19 protein-coding genes and 1 pseudogene are annotated in these 24,507 nt (G+C 61.2%); 12 read left to right on the top strand and 8 right to left on the bottom strand.

The annotated features are described in order from the left end of the window. Positions 1-549 precede the first annotated feature (549 nt). The 4 genes from ACCQ10_RS15920 to ACCQ10_RS15905 form a co-directional block, all read right to left on the bottom strand. Positions 550-5,160: an RHS repeat-associated core domain-containing protein gene (locus ACCQ10_RS15920; protein WP_372361238.1), complete on the bottom strand. Its 4,611-nt coding sequence runs from the start codon at positions 5,158-5,160 to the stop codon at positions 550-552. A 222-nt stretch (positions 5,161-5,382) separates the two neighbouring features. Continuing rightward, complete coding sequence (gene coaE / locus ACCQ10_RS15915; RefSeq protein WP_372361237.1) at positions 5,383-6,024, bottom strand: dephospho-CoA kinase; 642 nt, start codon at positions 6,022-6,024, stop codon at positions 5,383-5,385. A gap of 13 nt (positions 6,025-6,037) precedes the next feature. Further along, positions 6,038-6,901, bottom strand: coding sequence for a prepilin peptidase (locus tag ACCQ10_RS15910; protein WP_372361236.1), 864 nt, complete (start codon positions 6,899-6,901; stop codon positions 6,038-6,040). A gap of 6 nt (positions 6,902-6,907) precedes the next feature. After that, positions 6,908-8,170 (bottom strand): type II secretion system F family protein, encoded by a 1,263-nt coding sequence (locus ACCQ10_RS15905; protein WP_372361235.1) that lies wholly within the window; start codon positions 8,168-8,170, stop codon positions 6,908-6,910. A 325-nt stretch (positions 8,171-8,495) separates the two neighbouring features. Between ACCQ10_RS15905 and ACCQ10_RS15900 the strand changes: the two genes are divergently transcribed. The 3 genes from ACCQ10_RS15900 (at position 8,496) to pilB (ending at position 11,344) form a co-directional block, all read left to right on the top strand. Then, positions 8,496-8,918 carry a pilin gene (locus ACCQ10_RS15900; RefSeq protein WP_323475831.1) on the top strand — a complete coding sequence of 141 codons (423 nt, stop codon included), beginning with the start codon at positions 8,496-8,498 and terminating at the stop codon, positions 8,916-8,918. A 132-nt stretch (positions 8,919-9,050) separates the two neighbouring features. After that, positions 9,051-9,464: a pilin gene (locus ACCQ10_RS15895; protein ID WP_372361234.1), complete on the top strand. Its 414-nt coding sequence runs from the start codon at positions 9,051-9,053 to the stop codon at positions 9,462-9,464. A 149-nt stretch (positions 9,465-9,613) separates the two neighbouring features. Then, entirely contained in the window at positions 9,614-11,344 is a 1,731-nt protein-coding gene (pilB, locus tag ACCQ10_RS15890; protein ID WP_506191963.1) for a type IV-A pilus assembly ATPase PilB, read from the top strand. Between the two features lie 175 nt (positions 11,345-11,519). Here pilB and ACCQ10_RS15885 read toward each other — a convergent pair whose 3' ends face one another. The 3 genes and pseudogenes from ACCQ10_RS15885 to ACCQ10_RS15875 form a co-directional block, all read right to left on the bottom strand. Further along, the gene (locus ACCQ10_RS15885) at positions 11,520-12,914 is read right to left on the bottom strand and encodes a sigma-54-dependent transcriptional regulator (protein WP_372361233.1); all 1,395 of its coding nucleotides are present in this window, start codon (positions 12,912-12,914) and stop codon (positions 11,520-11,522) included. Between the two features lie 283 nt (positions 12,915-13,197). Continuing rightward, positions 13,198-13,377: pseudogene (locus tag ACCQ10_RS15880) on the bottom strand (hypothetical protein); the annotation flags it as partial. Between the two features lie 85 nt (positions 13,378-13,462). Next, complete coding sequence (locus tag ACCQ10_RS15875; RefSeq protein WP_039405515.1) at positions 13,463-15,076, bottom strand: sensor histidine kinase; 1,614 nt, start codon at positions 15,074-15,076, stop codon at positions 13,463-13,465. A gap of 231 nt (positions 15,077-15,307) precedes the next feature. Between ACCQ10_RS15875 and sucC the strand changes: the two genes are divergently transcribed. The 5 genes from sucC to ACCQ10_RS15850 are packed head-to-tail and all read left to right on the top strand — an operon-like array spanning position 15,308 to position 20,530. Further along, positions 15,308-16,477, top strand: coding sequence for an ADP-forming succinate--CoA ligase subunit beta (gene sucC / locus ACCQ10_RS15870; RefSeq protein ID WP_039405518.1), 1,170 nt, complete (start codon positions 15,308-15,310; stop codon positions 16,475-16,477). A 24-nt stretch (positions 16,478-16,501) separates the two neighbouring features. Further along, positions 16,502-17,377, top strand: coding sequence for a succinate--CoA ligase subunit alpha (sucD, locus tag ACCQ10_RS15865; RefSeq protein WP_005921370.1), 876 nt, complete (start codon positions 16,502-16,504; stop codon positions 17,375-17,377). Between the two features lie 57 nt (positions 17,378-17,434). Further along, the gene (locus ACCQ10_RS15860) at positions 17,435-18,547 is read left to right on the top strand and encodes a hypothetical protein (protein WP_372361232.1); all 1,113 of its coding nucleotides are present in this window, start codon (positions 17,435-17,437) and stop codon (positions 18,545-18,547) included. Further along, positions 18,496-18,888, top strand: coding sequence for an endonuclease domain-containing protein (locus ACCQ10_RS15855; RefSeq protein ID WP_372361231.1), 393 nt, complete (start codon positions 18,496-18,498; stop codon positions 18,886-18,888). Before ACCQ10_RS15860 ends, ACCQ10_RS15855 begins: the two co-directional genes overlap by 52 nt. A gap of 1 nt (position 18,889) precedes the next feature. After that, the gene (locus ACCQ10_RS15850; RefSeq protein WP_047695069.1) at positions 18,890-20,530 is read left to right on the top strand and encodes an NAD+ synthase; all 1,641 of its coding nucleotides are present in this window, start codon (positions 18,890-18,892) and stop codon (positions 20,528-20,530) included. A gap of 145 nt (positions 20,531-20,675) precedes the next feature. Here ACCQ10_RS15850 and ACCQ10_RS15845 read toward each other — a convergent pair whose 3' ends face one another. Further along, a complete protein-coding gene (locus ACCQ10_RS15845) occupies positions 20,676-21,557 on the bottom strand; it encodes an outer membrane protein assembly factor BamD (RefSeq protein WP_104579921.1) in 882 nt (293 codons plus the stop codon). 120 nt (positions 21,558-21,677) lie between these two features. Here ACCQ10_RS15845 and rluD point away from each other — a divergent pair, with 120 nt between their 5' ends. Genes rluD through ACCQ10_RS15825 form a run of 4 tightly spaced genes read left to right on the top strand, consistent with a single transcriptional unit; the run spans position 21,678 to position 24,495 of the window. Next, the gene (gene rluD / locus ACCQ10_RS15840; protein ID WP_039405553.1) at positions 21,678-22,673 is read left to right on the top strand and encodes a 23S rRNA pseudouridine(1911/1915/1917) synthase RluD; all 996 of its coding nucleotides are present in this window, start codon (positions 21,678-21,680) and stop codon (positions 22,671-22,673) included. Position 22,674: 1 nt separating this feature from the next. Further along, entirely contained in the window at positions 22,675-23,487 is an 813-nt protein-coding gene (gene pgeF, locus ACCQ10_RS15835; protein ID WP_372361230.1) for a peptidoglycan editing factor PgeF, read from the top strand. 20 nt (positions 23,488-23,507) lie between these two features. Beyond that, the gene (locus ACCQ10_RS15830; RefSeq protein WP_338121476.1) at positions 23,508-24,014 is read left to right on the top strand and encodes a DUF4166 domain-containing protein; all 507 of its coding nucleotides are present in this window, start codon (positions 23,508-23,510) and stop codon (positions 24,012-24,014) included. Positions 24,015-24,072: 58 nt separating this feature from the next. Then, a complete protein-coding gene (locus ACCQ10_RS15825; RefSeq protein WP_372363143.1) occupies positions 24,073-24,495 on the top strand; it encodes a thiol-disulfide oxidoreductase DCC family protein in 423 nt (140 codons plus the stop codon). Positions 24,496-24,507: the final 12 nt, after the last annotated feature.

The raw sequence follows: 24,507 nt of genomic DNA, 5'->3' as shown, positions 1-24,507 counted from the left end.
AAGTAAGCTTTGTCGTACCAGCGGTCAGGGCAAATATCCTGATCGTGCGATCCGTTGCGATGTTTATCCGCAAAAGAGCTCCTGAAGGTTCTCAAGTTCAGCTCGCTGCGCGCAACCGCGAACAGTGTGGCCGACTACGGATATGGATATGGATTTTTCTGTTCTCCGAACTATCCTTTATTTTATTTTGACTGGGTGTCGCAGCTGCTGAAATCAGCTTTAGGCCTTTCGCTCCAGTTGTTTCCAGTTACAGTGCTAAAACAGAGGTGGTAGCAACCTCCGCCTACCTTATGTCCATCCGGACTGGATTGGCAGGTGATCAGACAATCGGCAGAAGGGGTGCACTCTTTCTTGAGTAAGTTAATTTCACACTTCTCAATGTCGGAGAGTTGTCTTCTGGCAATGGCCTGGCAATTATGAAATTTTCCAAGATCGCCATAATCGCTGCCCGCGCTAATTTGCGTGGGCGGTTCGATGTCACCTCGCCCACACGCCGTTGTTAGCATGGATATGCTGCCCGTAAAAAAGATAAGTAGGTACTTGAAAATATTATTCAAAGGCAGATCCGCAGCCAAAGCATTTTTGCTGCAAGTATCTAGCGACGCCCTCGTAGTTTTGCTGAAGGCTAAGCGAAAGTGGGCTGCCAAGTACCAAGTGCACAGCTTCATGGGCGATGACTGAGGCCATTGAGCAGCATCCTGCTCCTGAGAAGATAGCATTGCCGATGCCGATAGCATTTGGGTCCAAATTTGGATTTGCATAACCGCATGTTCCGACAGAGTTATCACGATAGATGGTGGCGAACATCACTTTGGAGATTACCTCCGCCTTCTGCGACTCGGTTATTTTGTAAGGGTTGCCCGGATCGCAATCTTCTACATTGCACCTTTGCAGCTTTGCAATCGCCTCGGCCCGGGCAAGCTCCTTGTGATTTTCGAATCTATAGCCAGGTCCTGGGGTTCCCAGCAAGCCGTTCCGATCCAGAGAGTTGATCGGATTGGCCGCTACGTAGCTATATGCGCTTGTCCCGCCTTTCAATCCAATGAGATCACTCTGCCCATACCGCCCGGTAGTAGAGTCATAGTCCCGGAAGTAGTTCTGATTCAACCCGCTCGCCGCATCAAACCGCTGCCCCGGAAAGCGCATATCCAACACCAACGCCGCACCATCCCCATCAGGATCCTGATTCGGCGCGGTGTTGCCGAAGGCTTCGCCCTTCAAGCTCCACGTCCACACCGCTACATCGCGGGTCGAGTCGATCACCACGCGCGGGCTGCCCAGGTGATCGGGTTCGATGTAGTGCAGTGTGTTGGCGTTGACCAGCAGGCCGACCGGGAGGTCGTCCAGCCAGATCGCCTGCTGCTTGGGCGCGCCGTTGGTGTCGTAGTCGCCCAGCCAGTGGCCCGCTTTATCGTAGAGCGTGTAGGTGTTGGTGGTGCCGAGGAAGCGGCGCACCTGTTCCCCTCGGCCGTTGTAGCGGTAGTTCATGGTCACCGCGCCAGCGCGGCGGGCCTGGGTCATGCGGCCGGTGGTGTCGTAGGTGTACTGGCGGGCGGTGCCGCCGATGGCGGTGGTGTTGCCGGTGGCGTCGTATGTACGTGCCACGCCGGCCACTGCGCTCAGGCGATGGCTGTCGGCTGGGTAGGTGTAACTCTGCGTTGCCGCGCCGACCTTGGAGCTGAGGCGGTTGCCGGTGGCGTCGTAGCTGTAGCCGTCGATCAGCGTGCCGGTGCTGCCGTCCTTGAGGCCGGTCAGGCGGCCCAGGGCATCGTAGCCCAGGCCGATCTCCGGCGTGGGATTGCCGGCGGGCGTCAGCGCGGTGAGATTACCGACCGGGTCGAAACCGAAGCCCACGTCCAGCCCGCCCGGGCGGGTGTCCTGGATTGCCTGCGGGCGGTAGTCCAGATCGTAGCGGCGGGCGAGGGTGCGGCCATTGCCGTAGGTCCAGCCGGCAGCTGGGCCGAACGGGTAGTAGCTGGCGTTGCCCAATAGCACCTGCCGGCTGCCGCCTGCCGGTGTCACGCCGACCTCGGTGGTCTGGCCTTGGGTGTTGCGCACGTAATCGACCACTGCCCCGTCGGGATAGGTCATGCGGCGCAACTGGCCGCCGACGGTGTAGTCGTAGCGCAGCACCAGCGCGGTGCCGTTGCTGGTCTGCACCTTGCGCACCAAGTCGCCGAAGCGGTTGTAGCAGTATTGGGTGATCGCACCACCGTCCTGCATGCGGGTCAGGCGCCCGATGGAGAAGGTCTCCCCGCTGGTACAGGCGGTTTGCGTCACGTCATAGGTATAGGTGACGTTGAGGCTGGTGATGGGGTAGGTGACCTTGTTCAGGCGATTGAGCGCGTCGTAGCCGTAAGCCGTGGTGTTGCCACGCGCATCGGTCTGGGTGGCGCGGTTGCCGGCGCTGTCGTAGGTATAGCTGGTGACGCCCGTGTCCGGGCTGGTGAGCTTCACCAGATCGCCGAAGCCGTTGTACTCGTAGGTGGTGTCCAGGCCCTTGGGGTCGGTGACCTTGGTCAGGTTGTCGAGCGCGTCGTAGTCGAATGTGGTGTTGGCCTCGATGCCGGCCACATCCTGCAGCGTGCGCGAGAGGCGATTGAGCGGGTCGTACTCGCTCTGCGTCGCGGTTGCCAGCGCATCGGTCACCTTGGTGGCATTGCCGTTGGCGTCGTACTCGAAGTCGGTCGGATCGCTGCCCGCTGTGGCCTGCGTCTTGAGCTGGCCGAGCTGGTTGTAGACGCGCGAGAGCGTGCGCTTCAACGTGCCGGACGCATCGGTGGTGTCGTCCTTGATGCGGTTGCCGGCGTTGTCCAGTGTGTAGTGGACGGTATTGCCCGCGTTGTCAGTGATGTCGGTCAGCCGATGTGCAGCGTCGTAGGTGAAGGCAGTGAACGCACCATCGGGCTGTGTGACCTGCTTGACCAGGCCGGTGGGCCAATAGTCGATGCGGGTAATGCGGTCATCGGCCTCGCTGGACGCGTCGCTTCCGCGCACCTTGGTGGCGGTCAGCCAACCGCGCGGGTGATAGGTGTAGTCGGTAACGATGCCGTTGGCGTCCTTGATGGACAGCGGGCGGCCGGCGCCGTCGTAGGCAAGATATTCGGTCACGCGTCCTAGTGCGTTGGTGACTTTTTGCAGGTCGCCTTTGCGATGCTGGCAAACAGTTGGTGCTGTGGCGCAGGTTGAGTCATCGCTTAGGTAGTAGCTATAACTGGTGCTGTCGGCAGTATCTGCACGCGGGCCGTCGCTCGACAACAATAGGCCGGGTAAAAGGCAGGTGCCTGCGGCGACAGCATCGTCTTCGCAATAGCGGCGTGTCGCGACGCGAGCCGCGGCTAACGGATCAGTTTGCGATACTGTCAGCGTCTGGCCTCGATCGTTGTATGCCCAAAGCGTCGTGGCTACTGTTAGTCCCGAAAAATCTTGAACTGACCGCTTGATCGGGACCTGCAAATTGTGGTCCCACATGGTAGATGTCGTGTGCTTGAATTTCCCATTATTACTGGATTCTATTTTTTTGCTTAATAGTCCGTCTTTTGAGTAAGTATAACGAGTCTCGGTCCCTAGAAAATCTATTGAGGAATCAGTGAATCCATTTGCATCATACGTGACTGTTTTTCCAGTTGCACAAGACGTACAGCTGGCAGTCTGGGATACCAGCTTGCTAACTCCATTAATTAATCTAAAGCTAATTTTTTCCGTTTTGCCTAGCGGATAAGTGATCTCTGTTGAAGAACCCTGCTCGCCATCTTTTGTGTAGTTGTAGCTAATTAAGGCAGTTGCTCCGGAATTTACGGCTGGCGAAAGGTTTGACTGCGTTACACGCTTGGTCGCATAGTCGTAACGATGCCAGGAATACCAGCCGCCTGACTCATCAAATATCTTAAATCCCGGGTCATAAGTATCGTTGAATTCGTATTTGATCGATGTTCCGTCTTGGTGGATTACTTCGGTTAAGGAATCTTTTGGAGAATAATATTGAAATTTTATTTTCTCTCCATCAGGAAGTATGGCGTGGCTTATATGGAGTGAGGGCAGGTAATAGAGTATCAGTTGGCGGCCTTGTGAATCGCTGGCTAATATTTTCCTATTTCTGGCGTCCCTGGAAATCGATACCTTATCGCCATTTGAGTGAAGGATTTCAATTAAATTCCCATTCTCGTCGTAACGCTCTTTGTCCGTCCCTCTGTGTAGCGTCCAGGTCCCGGTCTCATCGGCCATCAGCTTGGCTTGAAGTTGTCCACTCAAGCTATGGACCTGAATCCCGTTGCGGTCAAAGTAAAGTTTTTCACCATCGGGTCGCGTGGCTATTGCGGATATGGAGGGGGAGTTGACGACCGTGTCTATCCTCATGCCATAGTTGAAGTGCCAGGAGCTACTGAAATTGGGTTCGGGGATTCGCGACTGGCCTTGATCAATATAATCGGTTGTTGGCGAATAGGTGCGTTCAAGGCGTAGAGGGCCTGAGCCTGAAACGAAATCAACTTCTTTCCTTATTTGGCCGCCTGATTCAGGGAGGACCGGGTTATTGATCGGGCACGTATTGTCCTTATGGTTAAAGCAGCCGATCCAATTTCCCGAGGCATCCAATAGTGCTTCAAAGCCAATAGGACATCTTAGAGTCCTGTCTTTTCTAGCAACAAATGCGATCTGTCCACCCGGGGTGGAGCATTGGCCTTTGCTATCCCTTGAGCTTCCGGAGACAGTGATTAATCTCAGGTCACTAATGAGTTGGCCTTGCTGGTATTGAGGGCTGCCGCTCCAGCAGAGAAAATCTTGTTGAGACGTCTGACCCCAGCCGGAATCGACGGTCGATTCAGCTGGACATCCTGTACGTTCTGCATAGTAATTTTCGGACAATGGAACAATATTGGACTCGTTTGTCGTGGAGTCTCCGCCCTCGCATTCGGGACTTGCATAAAGTCCTTTGTACACGCCGCCGCGTGCTCTACACCACGCCGCATAAGCCGCTACACTTGCGCCCATTCGATCACAGAGCATGTACTCCCAATTGTCAGCGTGCTCAGTACAAACCTTCTTTCCGCCTTGGCTTGTACATTGTGAATCCTGAGCTTGAACCTCGAGGTAGGGTGCTAATAGAGATGAGACGCATAGGAAGGAAATAATAAATTTAAAATTCGGAAATGATTTGGTCATCAGAAAGTCCTTTTATCTTGAACCGAAATGGGCAGGTTGTCAGCCCTCAGTAAGGTTTGCGCTAACACGATTTTTTCCATAAAGAGAAGTCTGGCGTTAGTGCCGGTCTTTTCTCTTTTAACATCGGTATGCGGCGAACAGGAGAGCGTCGATGCTTGTCCCGGGCAACGGATCGTACCCAGCTTATCTCATAGGAGTGAACAGGGCAGATTTAGCCGCTCATCAAGAATGCGAAAGTGATACGGGTTTGTCACGCTTAGCCAAGGCGCGTACGCGATAGTCCTCATCTAGATTGGCCGACGTTTCCCTCAGATCTTCCGCATGACCATCATTGCTCACGACATCATCTGCAATCGCTGCTCGCTGTTCTCGCGAAGCTTGTGCGGCGATCATACGATCGGCCAGTCCAGGTGTAATGCCGTCGCGTTGCATCAGTCGGGCGTATTGCAGCGCGACCGGGGCATCGACAACCAGGATGCGGTCCAGCCAGGGATAAGTCACCCGCCCGCCGGCTTCGGTGAGCAGTGGGATGGCGACGATGGCGTAGAGGCCGTCGGCGGTCACTGCCGCATGTTGCAGCTCGGCCCGGATCGCAGGGTGGGTGATCGCTTCGAGCGCCCGCCGTTGCGTTGCGTCGGCGAAGACGATCTGGCGCAGGGCTTGGCGGTCCAGCGTTCCGCCCGACGATAGGATGCTTTTGCCAAATCGGTCCACGATGGCATCGAGTATGGGACCAGGCGCGACCACCTGCCGCGCAACCACATCTGCATCGATCACCGGCACACCGAGCTTCTCAAACTCGGCGGCGAGGGCGCTCTTGCCGGAGGCAATGCCGCCAGTGAGGCCGACGATGAAGTCGCTCATCGTCGTTCCCCGGTCAACGCAGGCCTGCAAAGTGCAGGTAGCCGTTTACCAGATCGTTGCCCCAGAAGAACACTACCCAGCCGGCGATCGCCAGATAAGGGCCAAACGGAATGGGGGTGGCGCGGTCACGGCCCTTGGCGACCAGCCAGATGGAGCCGAGGATGGCACCGACCAGCGAGGAGATCAGGATGATCGGCAGGATGCCTTTCAGCCCGCACCACGCGCCAAGCGCGGCCAGCAACTTGAAGTCGCCGTGGCCCATGCCTTCCTTGCCGGTGAGCTGCTTGAACAGCCACCACACCGTCCACAGCGACACATAGCCGACCGCAGCGCCCAGCAGGGCAGGCTTGGCCGGCATGTACAGGTTGTCCATCGAGCCTACCAGGCCCAGCCACATCAGCGGCAGGGTCAATTGGTCAGGCAGCAGTTTGTGGCGCAGGTCGATGCCCGACATCGCCACCAGGAAACAGCTCAGCACGATCGCGCCGAAGCCCTGCCAGCCGAAGCCGAATCGCCAAACGCTGGCCACGCACAGGATCGAGGTCAGCAACTCCACCAGCGGATACTGGATGGAGATCGGCTTGCCGCTGTAGCGCGACTTGCCGCGCAGCATTAACCAACTGAAGAGCGGGATGTTCTCCCACCACTTGAGCTTGTCGCCGGTGACCGGGTCGTGCGAGGGCTCCACCACAATTCCCGGCGGCGGCGGCTCGTAGATGTCCGGCAGCTCCAGGATCTCGCGCGCATCGCGCCGCCACTGCCACTCCATGCGCTTGGGCAAGCGCAGGATCACCACGTTCAGGAAGCTGCCGATCAGCAGTCCCAGTCCGGCCGCGGCAGGAAAGCCGAGACCGGGATGCTGGTCGAGAAATGCCATTGCGTCTTATCCCACCACTGCGCCGAGTTTGAAGATCGGAAGATACATGCCGATGACCATGCCGCCTACGACAGTGCCGATGAATACCATGATCATAGGCTCTAAGAGACTGCTTAAAGCGTCAACGGCGTTATTAACTTCCTGTTCGAAGTACTCCGCCACTTTGAATAACATAGTATCAAGTGCGCCAGCTTCTTCGCCGATTGCGGTCATTTGGATTACCATATGAGGGAAGATATTGACCTGTTTCATCGCCATGTTCACAGGGTAGCCAACAGATACGTCATCTCGCATGCGTAACACGGCCTCCTCATAAACTTTATTTCCGGTTGCGCCCGCGACTATGCCTAACCCCTCGACCAAAGGCACGCCAGCTTTAAAGGTGACAGCAGTTGTGCGAGCAAATCGGGCGATCGAGCTGTTATGCATGATTTGGCCAATCACAGGAACCTTCAAGAGCAGGCGATCCATCCCGTGTTGCATACTTGGGGAGCGCTTATAAGCAAAGATGAACCCTACTGCGGAGCCCCCAATGATTAATAGCATGAGCCACCAATAACTGACCGTAAAGCGTGATGCGGTCACGATCATTTGGGTGAATGCAGGTAGTTCTGCACCGAAACCTTTGAACACCTCTTCAAACTGGGGTACAACGAAAATAAGTAAGATTGCGCTAACGATTAGCGCCACTGCAACGACCATGGCCGGATAGAAAAGTGCTTTTTTAATCTTCCCCTTTAGCGCTTCAATATTTTCTTTATATGTTGCAACAGTGTCAAGAACTGTCTCAAGAACGCCAGCTCCCTCACCTGCACGAACAAGATTTCGGTAAAGTTCGTCGAATTGAACAGGGTGCTTACTGATGGCTTCGTGGAGTGATGAGCCTCCTTCAATATCGGTCCGTATTTGAGAAACCAATTGTTTCATGCGGGGGTTTTTGTGCCCCTCACCTATTATTTCCAATGAGCTAACAATAGGCACGCCCGACTTCATCATTGTTGCCATCTGACGACTAAAGAAAGATATGTCTTTAGCGGTAACTTTTTTACCAGCGGCGCCAAAAAGCGGCTTGGGTTTAGGTTTCACTACACTAGGAGTGATCCCCTGTCGACGAAGTTCTGCGCGCAACAAATTCATGTTGCGTGCAGATTGTTCGCCTTTCATCTTGATGCCGCGTTTGTCCGTCCCTTCCCAAATGAAAAGCAGCAGCTGGCTTGTACTTCTGTCCACTGGCTGCGACCTCTTGACGACACTGCGAGTAGCTGACATTGGTAGTTCCCCTTGGCCATCCCCAGGCCTACGTGAGTGACATGGTAGCGGGTTTCTGGTTGTAACCATACGCAGGCGCCACGAGTAGGGCGCCCCAAGCAAGAAGATGACCTGCCTAGGAGGTGCGAGTGACGCTAGACGTCACATTGTGTGTGATGTCGCAGTGTCGAACATTCGTCTACAGCCTAGGCAGATGCTCTTCTCGATGGCACTGAAGAACGTTACGCCAGTTTGGCATGTAACTTGCTTGCTCATGGTGCGTGGCAACCCGCCTGATCTGCATGGTGCTCGTCAGGGTGTACTTTAAACCTTTGAAGGATTAAAAATGAACAAGCAACAAGGTTTTACCCTTATTGAATTGATGATCGTTGTGGCGATCATTGCTATTCTGGCAGCTATCGCTTTGCCTGCATATCAAGACTATACGATCCGCGCACGCGTCTCTGAGGCTGCCGTGCTTGCTTCGGGTGCTAAAACTACCGTTGCTGAGAACATCGCAAATAACGGCGGAACAATAGCTGCCGGCGCATGTCTTGGCGTCGATACCACCGCGCCAGCAACCACTAATGTCGCTAGCGTTACCTGTGGCGCCAACAGCGGGGCGATTGCAATTACCACGACTGCTAAGGCCGGTGCAGTTACCTTGACCTTCACTCCGCAGCCTGCTGCCGGTATTGCTGGTACTAAGTGGACCTGTGTTGCGACCGGAGGTAAGGCGGCTTACTATCCGGCTGAATGCCGTAGTTAATTAATTATTTTTATTCGTTAAAGAATTAGTACTTATCTTGAGCAAAGGCCTCAATTCATTGAGGCCTTTGCCTTTCGGGTTGACGAATGAATTGCTAGAAGGGATTGGTGGGAAATACTTCTGGAGAGTGATGTGAGGCGCAATTTTGGATTTACTCTAATAGAGTTGATGATAGTAGTTGCGATCGTAGCAATTACCGCATCAATTGCCTTGCCCGCCTATCAGGATTATGTGATACGCGCTCGTGTAGCTGAGGCTGTTGTTTTGCTCAGTGGCGCAAAAGCGCTAGTAACTGAGAACATAAATAATGAGAATTTATTGGCGGAGTCTGCTTGTAACGGTGTCTCCGGTGCTGCTCCAGCTACTTCCAATGTAAGTAGTTTTACATGCAGTGGCAATGGAGTTTTGACCGTTCAAACTACAGCTAAGGCCGGGGCTGTTACCATTACATTATTGCCTGCATATGTGCAGGAGGAGCCTGTAAGGTGGAGGTGTGTGCGTACAGAAGGTGCAATAAAATACGTGCCTCCTGAGTGCAGAAATTAGTTGTTCAGAATTCAGTATTTCTAGTTTTTTAAAATGGCCGTTAAATTGAATAAGGCTGTATGAAATTCTTTGAGTTTTAAGGTGGTAAATTTTTTTCCTGTGATGATTCTCGTAATTAATTATTTTATTGAATGGGGCTCCTGGATAACATGAACATTGTTGCCGCCAATCTAGTGGGAATTACGGGGATAGCTCGACGGTTAGTTCAAGACGGTGTGCTTGACGAAGTTAATGCTCGCGCAGCAATGGATCAGGCTGCTTCGGCGAAAGTTCCATTACCACAGTGGTTTGCTGAGAAGAAGCTAGTTTCAGCCGCTCAGCTGGCTGCAGCCAATGCAGTCGAGTTCGGTATGCCGCTGATGGATGTGTCGGTGTTCGACGCCAATCAGAACGCGGTCAAGCTAGTCAGTGAAGAGTTGCTCCAGAAGCACCAGGTGCTGCCGCTGTTCAAGCGCGGCAACCGGTTGTTCGTGGGGGTGAGCAACCCGACCCAGACCCGGGCGCTGGACGACATCAAGTTCCATACCAATTTGGTGGTCGAGCCGATCCTGGTCGATGAGGACCAGATCCGCCGTACCTTGGAGCAGTGGCAGGCCAGCAACGCATCGTTGGGCGCGTCTCTCGGAGACGATGATGACGACATGGGCGACCTGGACGTGTCGGCCGGGGACGAGGACATGGGTGCCGGCGGGGATTCCGGGGTTGATGCCAAGGGCGACGACACGCCGGTGGTGAAGTTCGTCAACAAGGTGCTGGTGGATGCGATCAGGCGGGGAGCCTCGGACATCCATTTCGAGCCATATGAAGACGACTACCGGGTGCGCTTGCGCATCGATGGCTTGTTGAAGAATGTGGCCAAGGCGCCGGTAAAGTTGAACCAGCGCATCGCGGCGCGTTTGAAGGTGATGTCGCAGCTGGATATCGCCGAGAAGCGGGTACCGCAGGACGGGCGCATCAAGCTCAATCTGTCCAAGACCAAGCAGATCGACTTCCGTGTCAGCACCTTGCCGACGCTGTTTGGCGAAAAGGTGGTGCTGCGTATCCTGGATGCCAGTGCGGCCAAGCTGGGCATCGAGAAGTTGGGTTACGAGGCGGATCAGCAGAAGCTGTTCCTGGATGCGATCCATAAGCCCTACGGCATGGTGCTGGTGACCGGGCCGACCGGCTCGGGTAAGACGGTGTCGTTGTATACGGCGCTGGGTATCCTCAACGATGAGACGCGGAATATTTCCACGGCCGAGGATCCGGTCGAAATTCGCTTGCCCGGTGTGAATCAGGTGCAGCAGAACGTCAAGCGCGGCATGACCTTTGCCGCGGCATTGCGCTCGTTCCTGCGTCAGGACCCGGACATCATCATGGTCGGCGAAATCCGCGACCTCGAAACGGCCGAGATTGCGATCAAGGCGGCGCAGACCGGTCACATGGTGCTGTCCACGCTGCATACCAACGATGCGCCACAGACCATCGCGCGCTTGATGAACATGGGGATTGCGCCTTACAACATCACCTCGTCGGTGACCCTGGTCATTGCGCAGCGTCTGGCGCGGCGGTTGTGCAATCACTGCAAGCGCAAGTCGACGTTGCCGGAGCATGCACTGCTGGCGGAAGGCTTTACGCCGGAGCAGGTTGCGAACATCGAGCTCTATGAGGCGGTTGGTTGCGACGAGTGCACCGAGGGCTACAAGGGCCGTACCGGTATCTACCAGGTGATGCCGATGACCGACGAGATTGGCGCCATTGTGCTGGAAGGCGGCAATGCCATGCAGATCGCCGAGGCCGCGCAGAAGATCGGTATCCGCGATCTGCGGCAGTCTGCATTGATGAAGGCTGCGCACGGGGTGACCAGCCTGGCTGAGATCAATCGGGTGACCAAGGACTGAGCGCCCTCATCCGCCCTTCGGGCACCTTCTCCCGCAGGCGGGAGAAGGGCATGTAGTTTGCTTTGCATTGCGGGTTGGTGGTGCTTTGAGCTGCCTCGTGCAGTTTCTTGCGCCGACGTGGAAGGGCTGATCGGCGGGGGAATTTCCCGATTCCCGATTCCCAATCCCGGCTTCTCTACTCCATCCCCAACTTCTTCAACTTGTAGCGCAACGCCCGAAACGTGATACCCAGCTGCGCGGCGGTCTTGGTCTTGTTCCAGCGGTTTTCTTCCAGCGCTTTCTGGATCGCGGCGCGCTCAAGTTGCTCGATGTAGGAGGGCAGTGCGGCGGACGCCGGGTCGATGTCGTGGACGGCTTCGCGCGGTTCGACCGCGGCGCTGCCGGGGGCGGCGGCGAGGCGGTGGCCGCCGTGGGCGGGCAGGCGCAGGTCGCTGGCGCTGATCTGGTCGTCTTCGGCCAGGGCCAGGGCGCGTTCGAGGATGTTTTCCAGCTCGCGCACGTTGCCGGGGAAGCCGTACTGGTCCAGCGCGTCGAGCGCCGAGGGCGTCAGCAGCGGGATCGGGCGGCCATGGCTGTGCGCCAGCCGGGCGATGATGGCGGCGGCCAGTTGCGGCAGGTCGCCACCGCGTTCGCGCAGTGGTGGGACGCGCAGTTCGATCACGTTGATGCGGTAGTACAGGTCGTGACGGAAGCGGCCGTCGGAGACCAGGTCGCCCAGGTCCTTGTGGGTGGCAGACAGGATGCGGACGTCCACCAGGGTTTCGCCCGAGGCGCCGACCGGGCGCACCGACTTTTCCTGGATCGCGCGTAACAGCTTGACCTGCATCTGCAGCGGCAGCTCGGCCACTTCGTCCAGGAACAGCGTGCCGCCGTGTGCGGCCTGGAACAGGCCCGGCTTGTCGGCATGTGCGCCGGTGAAGCTGCCTTTCTTGTGGCCGAAGAACTCGCTTTCCATCAATTCGGCCGGGATGGCGCCGCAGTTGACCGGCACAAAGGGGCCGGCCGCCCGCGCGCCCTGCTCGTGGATGGTGCGCGCCACTAGCTCCTTGCCCACGCCCGATTCGCCGACGATATAGACCGGCGCCTGGCTGCGCGCCACCTTGCCGATGGTGGCGCGCAGGCTTTCCATCGCGGTCGAATCGCCCAGCAAGCGGCTGGCCTGTTCCGGTGGCGGCGGTGGCGGGGCGGGGCGGTCGCGGTTGTTCAATTCCAGCGCGTGCTTGACCAGGCCACGCAACACGCCGATGTCCACCGGCTTGCTCACGAAGTCGAAGGCGCCGGCCTTCAGCGCTTCCACGGCCAGGTCCATGCTGCCGAAGGCGGTGATCATCGCCACCGGGGTCTGCGGGTAGTGCCTGGCGATTTCGGTGACCAGTTCGATGCCGTTGCCGTCGGGCAACCGCATGTCGGTCAGGCACAGGTCGTACGGGTTGTTGGCCAGTAACTCGCGCGCTTCGGCCAGGTTGGCGGCGGTGCTGATGCGCAGGCCCATGCGGCCCAGGGTGAGAACAAGCAACTCGCGGATATCTCGCTCGTCATCGACAACCAGGGCGCTTTTGGGTTCGTTCATCCTGCGCACGATAGCCCAGCGCGATGACAATCGACAATTGCCGCGCCCCTCGGGCACAACGATTCACTTGGTGCACGCAGCTCGACTGCGCTTCATCGCTGTGAGACTCGGCGGCGGCGTGGGCAGCGTATGCGGAGCGTTCGCGGCGGAAGAGCTGGTGCTTTCCAACGCTGGGTCAGTCCACCTCCGCAAGGGACGTGCGGACGTGAGCCATTTCAGGCTTCACCACTCGGGCCGGACCTGTGTCGCGCGATGCCGCGCGGTGAGCGCTGACTCTGCTCGTTGGCCCAATCATCGCCTCGCGGATGCGCCGGAACTGGGTGCGCCACACGCGCTGCAACTTGCGCGAGCTGCGCTCGGGCGGCGGCGCTTCGGCCATGGTCTGGCGCAGCGAGAGGTGCGGCCATCGCTGCAGCTCACATGCCCAACGCGGCAAGGTGTAGTCATCGTTTGCGGCCATCGACGCCTGCGGCACTGACGATGCCCGGCACTGCGAACCAGCCAATCCCGCCAGCCGGATGTGCGCATGTCGCTCCTTACCGTCCTGCTTATTTCCCGAGCAAGCCGTTGGGCGCCTGCAGGACGATCCGGAAACAGGCGCCGCCACCCGGCACCGAGACATAGTCCAGTTGTGCCTGGTTGGCGCGGCACAGCTCCTGGGCGATGTACAGGCCCAGCCCGGTGCCATGTTCGGAGGTGGTGTAGAACGGGCGGAACAGTTGTGCGGCAACGGTTTCCGGAATGCCCGGGCCGCGGTCGATCACGTCGATCACTGCGGTGCGCTCCAGGCGTTCGACGCGCAGCTTCACTCGCGCCGGTTCGTCCATCACCCGGCCGTACTTGAGGGCGTTGTGGACCAGGGCAGTGAGGATCTGGTGCAGATGCTTGGGGTCGACCAGGGCATGCACCGAACTGCCCTGGATGCTGGCTTCCAGGATGTCGGTTTCCATTGATAGCGTCTGCCGGTACTCGACCACGAAGCGACGCACGAACGCGGCCAGGTCCAGATTCTCCGGGCTGGCGCGTTCGCGCCGTGCCAGGCCGAGCACGCTTTCGACGATGCCGTTGGTGCGTTGGCATTGCTGGTGGATGATCTGCAGCAGCCGGCGGTCGGCGTCGCCGATGTCCGGCGATTCTTCCAGCAGCTGGGAGGCGTAGCTGATCGCCGCCAGCGGGTTGCGGATTTCGTGCGCCAGGCTGGCAGAGAAGCGGCCCATCGCCGACAGGGTCAGCGATTCGGCGCGGCGCGAGACCACCGTGGCATCGTCCAGGAACACCAGCACCAGGTCGCTGTCGGCCAGCAGGCGGACGAAACGTGGCTGCACCTCGGGGCGGTCGGCGCCGAGCTGCAGTGGCGCTTCCTCCTGTCGCCAGCCGCTGCGCCAGCGTTGCAGCCGGCGCGCCAGTTCCGGGGTGAGCGCGGCCAGCGACAGGTCGGTCGGTGCCTTGCGCTGGTCGCCATCGCCCAGCAGCGCCAGTGCGGCTTCGTTGGCCAGGCTGATGTGATTGTGCGCATCCACCACCAGCACGCCGGTACGCATGCGCCGGATGATCAACTCGTTGATCTCGTACAGATTGGCGACCTGCGCGCCGCGTTCTTCGGCCAGCACCTGGTTGCTGCGCGCGCGCGAGGCGATCTGCTCGCAGATGAAGGCCACCGCGACGTAGCTGGTGGCGAACATGGCCAGTTCGGCCAGCGGCCGCGTGGCGCCGCCGCCTTCGAGCAACGTCCACAGGTATTCGAGCACCATGCCGCTGCTGGCGAGCACCGCGATGCCCATGCCGTAACGCAGCCGCAGCAGGATCGAGGCGGCCGCCACGTTGAACAGCAGCATCATCGCGATGCCCGCACTGGCACCAGGCAAGGCATGCGTGGCCAGGGTCGCGGCCAGGATATCGGCGATCACCGCACACAGGACGGTGGCGGTCAGCCGGCGTTCGTTGCGGCCCCAGAACAGGAGCGGAATGGCCAGGCACAGGTAGCCGATCGCCACCGCCGCGCCCAGCCGGGGGTAGCGCGGCTCCGGGATGGCGTCGGAGAGGGGGCTGAACACCAGCGCGGCGATCAGGCCGGCCACCAGCACCCGGTATAGCGAGAAGAAGTACAGCTCGCGCTGCGGCGCGGACTGGATCCGGTCGATGAGCGATGCGCTGGATGCCAAGCCGATTCCCCGCCGTAACAAGCCGCGAGTATAGGCAGGTGCGGCGGCATGCACAGCGTGTGCGCACATTGCCGGGCGGCGCGCAAGTCTGCGATTGCTCGGCCAATTCCGGCGAATTTTGCGCCGCACGGCGTGGTCGGCCACAATAGGCGGCCCGTTCGCGTCCCATGACGTGCCGCCTAGGCGGACTGCGTTGCACGCAGCGGTCGTTTCCTTTTCCCACGGTGACGCATGAATTTCCACGAATACCAGTCAAAACAGCTGCTTGCCGAGTACGGCATCCCCGTTCCGGCCGGCAAGGTCGCGGCGACCCCGGACGAAGCGGTTGAAGTCGCCAATTCCCTGGGCCAGGGCCCCTGGATGGTGAAAGCGCAGATCCACGCGGGCGGCCGCGGCAAGGCTGGCGGCGTCAAGTTCTGCAAGACCACCGACGATGTGAAGGCCGCAGCGGCCAAGATGCTCGGCACCAAGATGTCGACCTACCAGACCGCCGGCGTCGAGCTGCCGATCAACCTGGTGCTGGTGACCACCGCCGGCGAGATCGTCAAGGAGCTGTACCTGTCGATCCTGGTCGACCGCGGCACCAAGACCATCACCTATATCGCCTCGTCCGAGGGTGGTGTGGAGATCGAGCAGGTGGCGGCCGAAACGCCGGAGCTGATCCACTCGCTCAACGTCGATTTCGTCGAAGGCGTGCAGGGCTATCACGGCCGCGATTTCGGCTTCAAGCTCGGCCTGAACGCCAAGCAGGCCGGCCAGTTCGCCAGCATCATGGTGAACCTGTACCGCCTGTTCAACGAAAAGGACCTGGCGCTGGTTGAAATCAACCCGCTGGCGATCCTGGACGACGGCAACCTGTACGCGCTGGACGGCAAGTTCGACAGCGACGACAACGCCGCGTTCCGTCAGAAGCAGCTGGTCGCCATGCGTGACAAGACGCAGGAAGACGAGACCGAAGTGACCGCTTCGGAACTGGACATCAACTACGTCACCATGGACGGCAACATCGGTTGCATGGTCAACGGCGCAGGCCTGGCCATGGCCACCATGGACGTCATCAAGCTCAATGGCGGCGAGCCGGCGAACTTCCTGGACGTGGGCGGCGGTGCCAACAAGCAGCGCGTCATCGAAGCGTTCAAGCTGATCCTGTCCTCGGACAAGGTCGAAGGCATCTTCGTCAACATCTTCGGCGGCATTGTCCGCTGCGACATGATTGCCGAAGGCATCATCGCCGCGGTCAAGGAAGTGGGCGTCAAGGTTCCGGTCGTGGTGCGCCTGGAAGGCACCAACGTGGAAGAAGGCAAGCAGCTGCTGCGCGACAGCGGCATGGCCATCATCCCGGCCGACAACATCAACGACGGTGCCAAGAAGGTCGTCGAAGCTGTCAAGAACGCCGCCTGATTCACGACACCGAAGGAACTATCCATGTCCGTTTTGATTAACAAGAACACCAAGGTGATCGTGCAGGGCTTCACCGGCCAGCAGGGCACCTTCCACGCCACTCAGATGGTCGAGTACGGCACCCAGGTCGTTGGCGGCGTGACGCCCGGCAAGGGCGGCACCACCCATATCAACCTGCCCGTGTTCAACACCGTCGCCGATGCGGTCGAGGCCACCGGCGCCGATGCATCGGTGATCTACGTGCCGCCGCCGTATGCGGCCGACGCGATCCTGGAAGCGGCTGCGGCCGGCATCAAGGTCATCGTGTGCATCACTGAAGGCATCCCGGTGCTGGACATGCTGCGCGTCAAGAACGTGCTGACCCGCTCGCATCCGGACACCGTGCTGATCGGGCCGAACTGCCCCGGCGTGATCACCCCGGGCGAGTGCAAGATCGGCATCATGCCGGGCCACATCCACAAGCCGGGCAAGATCGGCATCGTGTCGCGTTCGGGCACGCTGACCTATGAAGCGGTCAAGCAGACCACCGAAGTGGGCCTGGGCCAGAGCACCTGCATCGGCATCGGTGGCGACCCGATCAACGGCCTGAACTTCGTCGACTGCCTCAAGCTGTTCAACGAAGACCCGCAGACCGAAGGCATCATCATGGTCGGCGAAATCGGCGGCGACGCCGAGGAAGCCGGTGCCGAGTACATCAAGAACCACGTCAAGAAGCCGGTCGTCGGCTTCATCGCCGGTGCCTCGGCGCCGGCCGGCAAGCGCATGGGCCACGCCGGTGCGATTGCATCGGGCGGCAAGGGCACTGCCGAAGGCAAGTTCGCGGCGATGGAAGCCGCCGGCGTCAAGACCGTCCGTTCGCCGGGCGATCTGGGTGCGGCGATCGCTGCGCTGGTGAAGTAAGCACGTCCCGCGCGCGTACGCGTGTGAGCGTTAGAGGCCGCCTTCGGGCGGCCTTTTTTGTGGGTGTTTGGAAGCGTTCCCTCATCCGCCCTTCGGGCACCTTCTCCCGCAGGCGGGAGAAGGGAGCAACAGCAACAGCAACGGCAACAGCAACGGCAACAGCAAGAGCAACAGCAAGAGCAACAGCAACAGCAAGAGCAACAGCAAGAGCAACAGCAAGAGCAACAGCAAGAGCAACAGCAAGAGCAACAGCAAGAGCAACAGCAAGAGCAACAGCAAGAGCAACAGCAACAGCAAGAGCAACAGCAAGAGCAACAGCAACAGCAAGAGCAACAGCAAGAGCAACAGCAAGAGCAACAGCAAGAGCAACAGCAACAGCAACAGCAACAGCAAGAGCAACAGCAACAGCAACAGCAAGAGCAACAGCAAGAGCAACAGCAAGAGCAACAGCAAGAGCAACAGCAGGAGCAACAGCAGGAGCAACAGCAGGAGCAAGAGCAGGAGCAAGAGCAGGAGCAAGAGCAGGAGCAAGAGCAGGAGCAGGAGCAAGAGCAAGAGCAAGAGCAACAGCAAGAGCAACAGCAACAGCAACAGCAACAGCAAGAGCAACAGCAAGAGCAACAGCAAGAGCAACAGCAAGAGCAACAGCAGGAGCAACAGCAGGAGCAACAGCAGGAGCAAGAGCAGGAGCAAGAGCAGGAGCAAGAGCAGGAGCAAGAGCAGGAGCAAGAGCAGGAGCAGGAGCAAGAGCAAGAGCAAGAGCAGGAGCAAGAGCAGGAGCAGGAGCAGGAGCAGGAGCAGGAGCAGGAGCAAGAGCAGGAGCAGGAGCAAGAGCAGGAGCAAGAGCAGGAGCAGGAGCAGGAGCAGGAGCCCGGTCATGTTCTCAAGCACGCCAGGTTTGTCGTTCCCCGGCAAATCGACGGAGCACACCGCGGTCAGGCAACTGCCGCTGCCCAAGCCCCCGCCGGCTGCGACACCCCCTCTCCCGCTTGCGGGAGAGGGGTAGGGGTGAGGGCAGCCTCCCACGCGGCGATCTCCCACGCCAAAGCGCCATCAACACCGATAGCGCCATCCGGGCGGTGCAAGCCACCTTGGCCATCCTCCTGCCGGAAATGTCCATGCGCCACGCCGCCAAGACCGGATTCGCCAAGCACCTGCGCCGTGAAATGACCGCCGCCGAGCGCGCGCTTTGGTATCGGTTGCGAGATCGACGCCTGCTCGGCTTCAAGTTCCGGCGTCAGTTTCCGGTAGGGCCCTATATCGTCGATTTCGTCTGCCTCGCCCGGGCATTGATCGTCGAAATCGACGGTAGCCAGCACCTGCTGCCCGACGCGGACGCCACGCGCGATGCCTTCCTCCACCGCGAGGGCTTCCAGGTGCTGCGCTTCTGGAATAATGCAGTTCTGGCCAGCGGCGACGACGTCTGCGAGATGATCGCGCGGGGTCTGCTTGCGGCTCGTTCCTCCCTTCCCGCTTCCGTGCTTCGGAAAACACACGCACAAGGCCGTTGACATGTCCCAGACGCTCCGCATCGCCATGGCCCAGTTCGACTTCCCGGTCGGCGCGGTGGCCCAGAACACCGATCGCATCATCGACTTCATCGCAGCCGCACGCGACGAGTTCGATGCGGATATCGTGCTGTTTCCCGAACTGGCGATCAGCGGCTACCCGCCGGAAGACCTGCTGCTGCGTCCCGGGTTCCTGGCGCATTGCGAGCAGGCGCTGGCGCGGATCGCCGCCGCCACGCGCGGCATCGTGGCGGTGGTCGGCTGGCCGCAGAGTGCCGGCAGCGTGGTCTATAACGCGGCCAGCGTGTTGCGCGACGGGCGCATCGAGGCGACCTACCGCAAGCGCGAGTTGCCCAACTATGCGGTGTTCGACGAGCGCCGCTACTTCGACGTGGATCCGGATGGCGACAGCTGCGTGGTCACGGTCAAGGGCGTGCAGGTGGGCGTGGTGATCTGCGAGGACCTGTGGTTCGCCGAGCCGCTGGCCAAGACGGTGCAGGCCGGCGCCGAGCTGGTGCTGGTGCCCAACGCCTCGCCGTACGAGCGCGGCAAGCACGCCCAGCGCGATGCGCTGCTGGCCGAGCGCACCCGCGAGAGCGGGGCCGCGATTGCCTACCTCAACGTGGTCGGTGGACAGGATGCGCTGGTGTTCGACGGCGCGTCGGTGGTGGCCGATGGCAACGGTACCGTGCACCCGGCCGCTGCCGCGTTTGTGGATCAATGGCTGGTGGTGGACTACGCGGCCGGCGAGCGCAGCTTCACCCCGGTGGTGTGGGTGGACGACGGCGACGAAAGCATGGACGCGCTGGCGTGGCGTGCGGTGGTGCGCGGGCTGCAGGACTATTGCCGCAAGAACGGCTTCAGCAAGGTGTGGCTGGGCCTGTCCGGCGGCATCGATTCGGCGCTGGTGCTGGCGATGGCGGTGGATGCGCTGGGCGGGGAGAACGTGACCGCGGTGCGGCTGCCCTCGCGTTATACTGCCAACCTGTCCAACGATCTTGCCGACGAGCAATGTCGCGCGCTGGGCGTCAAGCTGGAAACCATCGCGATCGAGCCGGCGTTCGAGGGGCTGCTCGCCGCGCTGGGGCCGATGTTCGAGGGCACCCAGCCGGACATCACCGAAGAAAATCTGCAGTCGCGCAGCCGCGGCGTGATCCTGATGGCGTTGTCCAACAAGTTCGGCGGGCTGTTGCTGACCACCGGCAACAAGAGCGAATACGCGGTGGGCTACGCCACCATCTACGGCGACATGTGCGGTGGCTATGCCCCGCTCAAGGACCTGTACAAGACCGAAGTGTTTGGCCTGGCCAAGTGGCGCAATACCGTAGGCGGGGCGCCGGTGATTCCGCCGGCGGTGATCGCGCGCCCGCCCTCGGCCGAGCTGCGCGACAACCAGACCGACCAGGATTCATTGCCGCCGTACGACGTGCTGGACGGCATCCTGTACCGCTATGTCGATCAGGAGCAGTCGCGCGATGACATCGTCGCCGCCGGATACGCGGCCGACACGGTGGAGCACGTGCTACGCCTGGTGCGGCTCAACGAATGGAAGCGCCATCAGGCCGCGCCTGGCCCGAAGGTGTCGCGGCGTGCGTTCGGGCGCGAGCGGCGCTACCCGATCACCAACGGCTATAGCGGGCAGTAACGCTCCCAAGGCCCCGTTGCGGCAATGTCGTAGAACTGGTTGCCGGCGCGCGCGTGGCGGCGGCCTCCCTCACGCCGGCAGGACCTGCCCAATAAACAAGGGGCCTTGCGGCCCCTTGTTGTGCTTCACGCGACGGTCGAAGATCTCAGTCGCGATTCATCTGTGCATTGCGCTGTCCGGTGGCTGCGGACTTCTCGCCGGCAAACGGGTTGAGCTTGCGGATGGCCCAGGGGTACTTCGGCCAGTTGCCGGTCAGCCACGGGTGCTGCGGGCTGTTGAGCTCGAGCACGCGGCGTGCGTCGGCGGCCAGGGTCTTGTTGCCCAGGTGCGTGTAGGCCTCGGCCAGCACGGCGACCGCATCGTATTGATAGGCGCTCTGCGGGTAGGTTTCCAGCAGGTAGTTGGCACGGCCGGCCGCCGACACCCACGCGTTGCGGCGCAGGTAGTACAGCGCGTTGTCCAGCTCATGCTGGGCGAAGATGTCGCGCAGCTCGATCATGCGCTTGCGCGCATCGGCGGCGTAACGGCTGTTCGGGTAGCGGTCGGTGACGGTGTTGAAATCGTTGTAGGCCTGCTGCGGCGAGGACAGGTCGCGGCGGCTCGGGTCCAGCGACCACACCCGGCGCAGGAATACCGTGTCGCGGTTGCTGTTGGCCAGCCCGCGCAGGTAGTACAGATACGAGATGTTGCGATGGGTCGGGTAGGTCCGGATGAAGCGGTCGACGCTGGAAACGGTGTCGTCGTGCTTGCCGGCCTTGTACTGCGCGTAGGCGGTTTCGATCATCGCCTGCTCGGTGTAGGGCCCATACGGGTACTGGGCGATCAGCCGCTTGTAGCTGGCTTCGGCGCCGGCCCAGTTGCCTTTCTCCATCAGACCATGGCCCTTGCCATAGAGCTGCTCGACCGGCATGCCCTCGTCGGGATTCTTGTCCTTGGCGCCGCGGTGGCAGCCGGTGACGACGAACGCCATGACCAGCATGAGGGCAATCAGGCGCGCAGGCGCGGAAAACGTGGACCGTCGGATCATGGGTCTGGGCAGGACGCATCAGGAAAACGAAAGCGCGATGATAGCCTAGTGGCCTGTCCGGCGACTGACTCCTGCCGCCCGGACCCCCAAATTCCCGTTTTTGCCCGAGTGCCCGTGTCCATGTCCGACCCCTCCGCCGACTTCACCGACCCGTCCATCCGTCAGGCCACCGTGCCCGACAGCGCCGCAGGGCGCCGTTTCGATGCGGTGCTGGCCGAGCTGTTTCCCGAATTCTCGCGCTCGCGGCTGGCCGAGTGGATCAAGTCCGGCGATGCGTTGCTGGATGGCGAAATGGCGCGTCCGCGGGACAGCCTGCGCGGCGGCGAGAGCGTGCAGCTGCAGGTGGTACTGGAAACCCAGACCCACGCCGCGCCGCAGGACATCCCGCTGAACGTGTTGTACGAGGACGACCAGGTGCTGGTGATCGACAAGCCGGCCGGCCTGGTCGTGCATCCGGGCGCGGGCAACCCGGACGGCACCCTGGTCAATGCGCTGCTGTTCCGCGACCCGGCGCTGTCGGCGGTGCCGCGCGCCGGTGTGGTGCACCGCCTGGACAAGGACACCAGCGGTGTGATGGTGGTCGCCCGCACCGTGCAGGCGCAGACCGCGTTGGTGGAGCAGCTGTCCGCGCGCGATGTGCATCGCCAGTATCTGGCGGTGGTGGTCGGTGCGCTGGTGTCCGGCGGCACCGCCAATGCGCCGATCGACCGCCATCCGCGCGATCGCCTGAAGATGGCCGTGCGCGACGATGGCCGCGATGCGGTCACCCACTACCGCCTGCGCGAGCGCTTCCGGGCGCACACCGCGCTGGAATGCCGTCTGGAAACCGGGCGCACCCATCAGATCCGTGTGCACATGGCCCACCTGAAATCGCCGATCGTCGGCGACCCGCTGTACGGCGGCGCGCTCAAGCTGCCCAAGGGCGCCACCGACGCGCTGGTGCACGAGCTGCGGACCTTCAAGCGGCAGGCGTTGCACGCCGAAACCCTGGAATTCCTGCATCCGGTCAGCGGCCAACCGGTGCGCGCCACCGCGCCGGTGCCGGCCGATCTGCAGCGCCTGATGACCGCCCTGCGCGAGGACAGCGCACGCGCGGCCGAACTGGCGCGTCGCTGACGTGACCGTGTCCGCCCCGTTCGTCCTGCCCGCCGACTGGCCGGCGCCCCCACGCATCCGGGCCCTGACCACCTTGCGCTACGGCCTGGGCGAATCGGTGCCCCCGTTCGACACGCTCAATCTGGGCAACCGCAGCAGTGCCCAGGGCGATGCGCCCGAGCGGGTGGAACGCAATCGGGCGCTGCTGGCGGATGCGCTGGCCTTGCCCAGCGCGCCGTGGTGGTTGCGGCAGGTGCACGGTGTCGAGGTCTTGCGGGTGGAGACGCCACCGCCCGGGTTGGTGGGGCAGGCAGGCGGCGGCGATGCAGTGCCGGGCGCGCACGAGCCCAGCGCCGATGCGGCGGTGACCGCGGTGCCGGGCGTGGTGCTGGCGATCCTGACCGCCGATTGCCTGCCGGTGGTACTGGCTGCGCGGGATGGCAGCGAGGTGGCTGCCGCCCACGCGGGGTGGCGCGGGCTGGCCGACGGCATGCTGGGGCGCAGCGTGGCCGCCATGCGCACGCCGGCAGCACAGGTCATGGCGTGGCTGGGACCGGCGGCAGGGCCAGACATGTACGAGATCGGCGAAGACGTGTTCCACGCCTTCGTCGGCGACGACGCGCAGGCGCAGGTGGCGTTTGTCGCGACCCGTCCGGGCCATTGGCGGGTGGATCTGTATGCGCTTGCGCGGCAGCGCCTGCAGCGTGCCGGCGTGCCGGCTGCGGCGATTCATGGCGGCGGGCTGTGCACCATTGCCGATGCCGGGCGCTTTTTTTCGCATCGCCGCGATCGCCGCAGCGGGCGCATGGCCACGCTGGCCTGGATCGCGCCCTGAGTACGCCACTGTTCGCGCAGGTGCTGGGCCAGGCCGCATTCGCGCAACTGCCCGCGCCGGTGCGTGCGCTGCATTCGGTGCAGCAGCGGCAGACCTTCGCCGGAAGGGCGCAGATCCAGCGCGGGCGCCATGCCCTGGTGCCGTTGCTGGCGCTGCTGAGCCGCTTGCCACGCAGCGGCACGGTCGCGGTGGACGTGGAGTTTCTGGTCGATGCGCAGGGCGAGCGCTGGCATCGCCGGTTTGACGGCCTGCCGATGCATTCGAGGTTATGGCGGCATGGCCGCGCACTGCGCGAGCACCTTGGCGCGGTCCGGTTCGAGTTCGCGCTGCACGCCGATGCCGATGCGTTGTACTGGCAGGCGACCGGCGTGTGGGCGTTTGGCTGGATTCCGCTGCCTGCACGCTGGTTCGAGCAGGTGCGCTGCCGCGAGCATGCCGACACCGGCCGCTACGGATTTTTCGTCGACGTGCACCTGCCGCTGGTGGGGCCGTTCATTCGCTACGAGGGCTGGCTTGAACCGCGTTGATCCACCGGGCGTTGAACGCGCCCACCTGGAGCCGGCGTGCCCGGAGCCGCCTCGTGGAGTGCCGCAAGGCGAGGAGCCACGCGCTGCGCCCGCAACCATCGTGTTCGATGGCGTGTGCCTGCTCTGCAACGGCTGGGTCAAATTTCTGTTGCGCCACGATCGACGCGGGCGCTATCGCTTCGCGGCGATGCAGGGCCAGGCCGGGCGCGCGTTGTTGCAGCAGCACGGGCTGGATCCGGACGACCCGCTGTCGTTCTTGCTGGTGGATGCCGACGGTGCCTGGACCGACAGCGACGCGATCGTGCGGGTGCTGTCCGGGCTGGGCGGCTTCTGGCGGCTGGCCACGGTGGTGCGCGTGCTGCCGCGCGGTGTGCGCGACATCGGCTACCGCCTGATCGCACGCAACCGCTACCGCTGGTTCGGTCGCACCGAACACTGCATGCTGCCGACCCCGCAGCAGCGCGAGCGGTTTCTGGACTAGCGCCCCAGCTAG

This window comes from Xanthomonas sp. NCPPB 1325, from assembly GCF_041477645.2.
GTDB lineage: Bacteria > Pseudomonadota > Gammaproteobacteria > Xanthomonadales > Xanthomonadaceae > Xanthomonas > Xanthomonas cannabis.
This window is presented reverse-complemented; position numbering and strand designations above follow the sequence as displayed.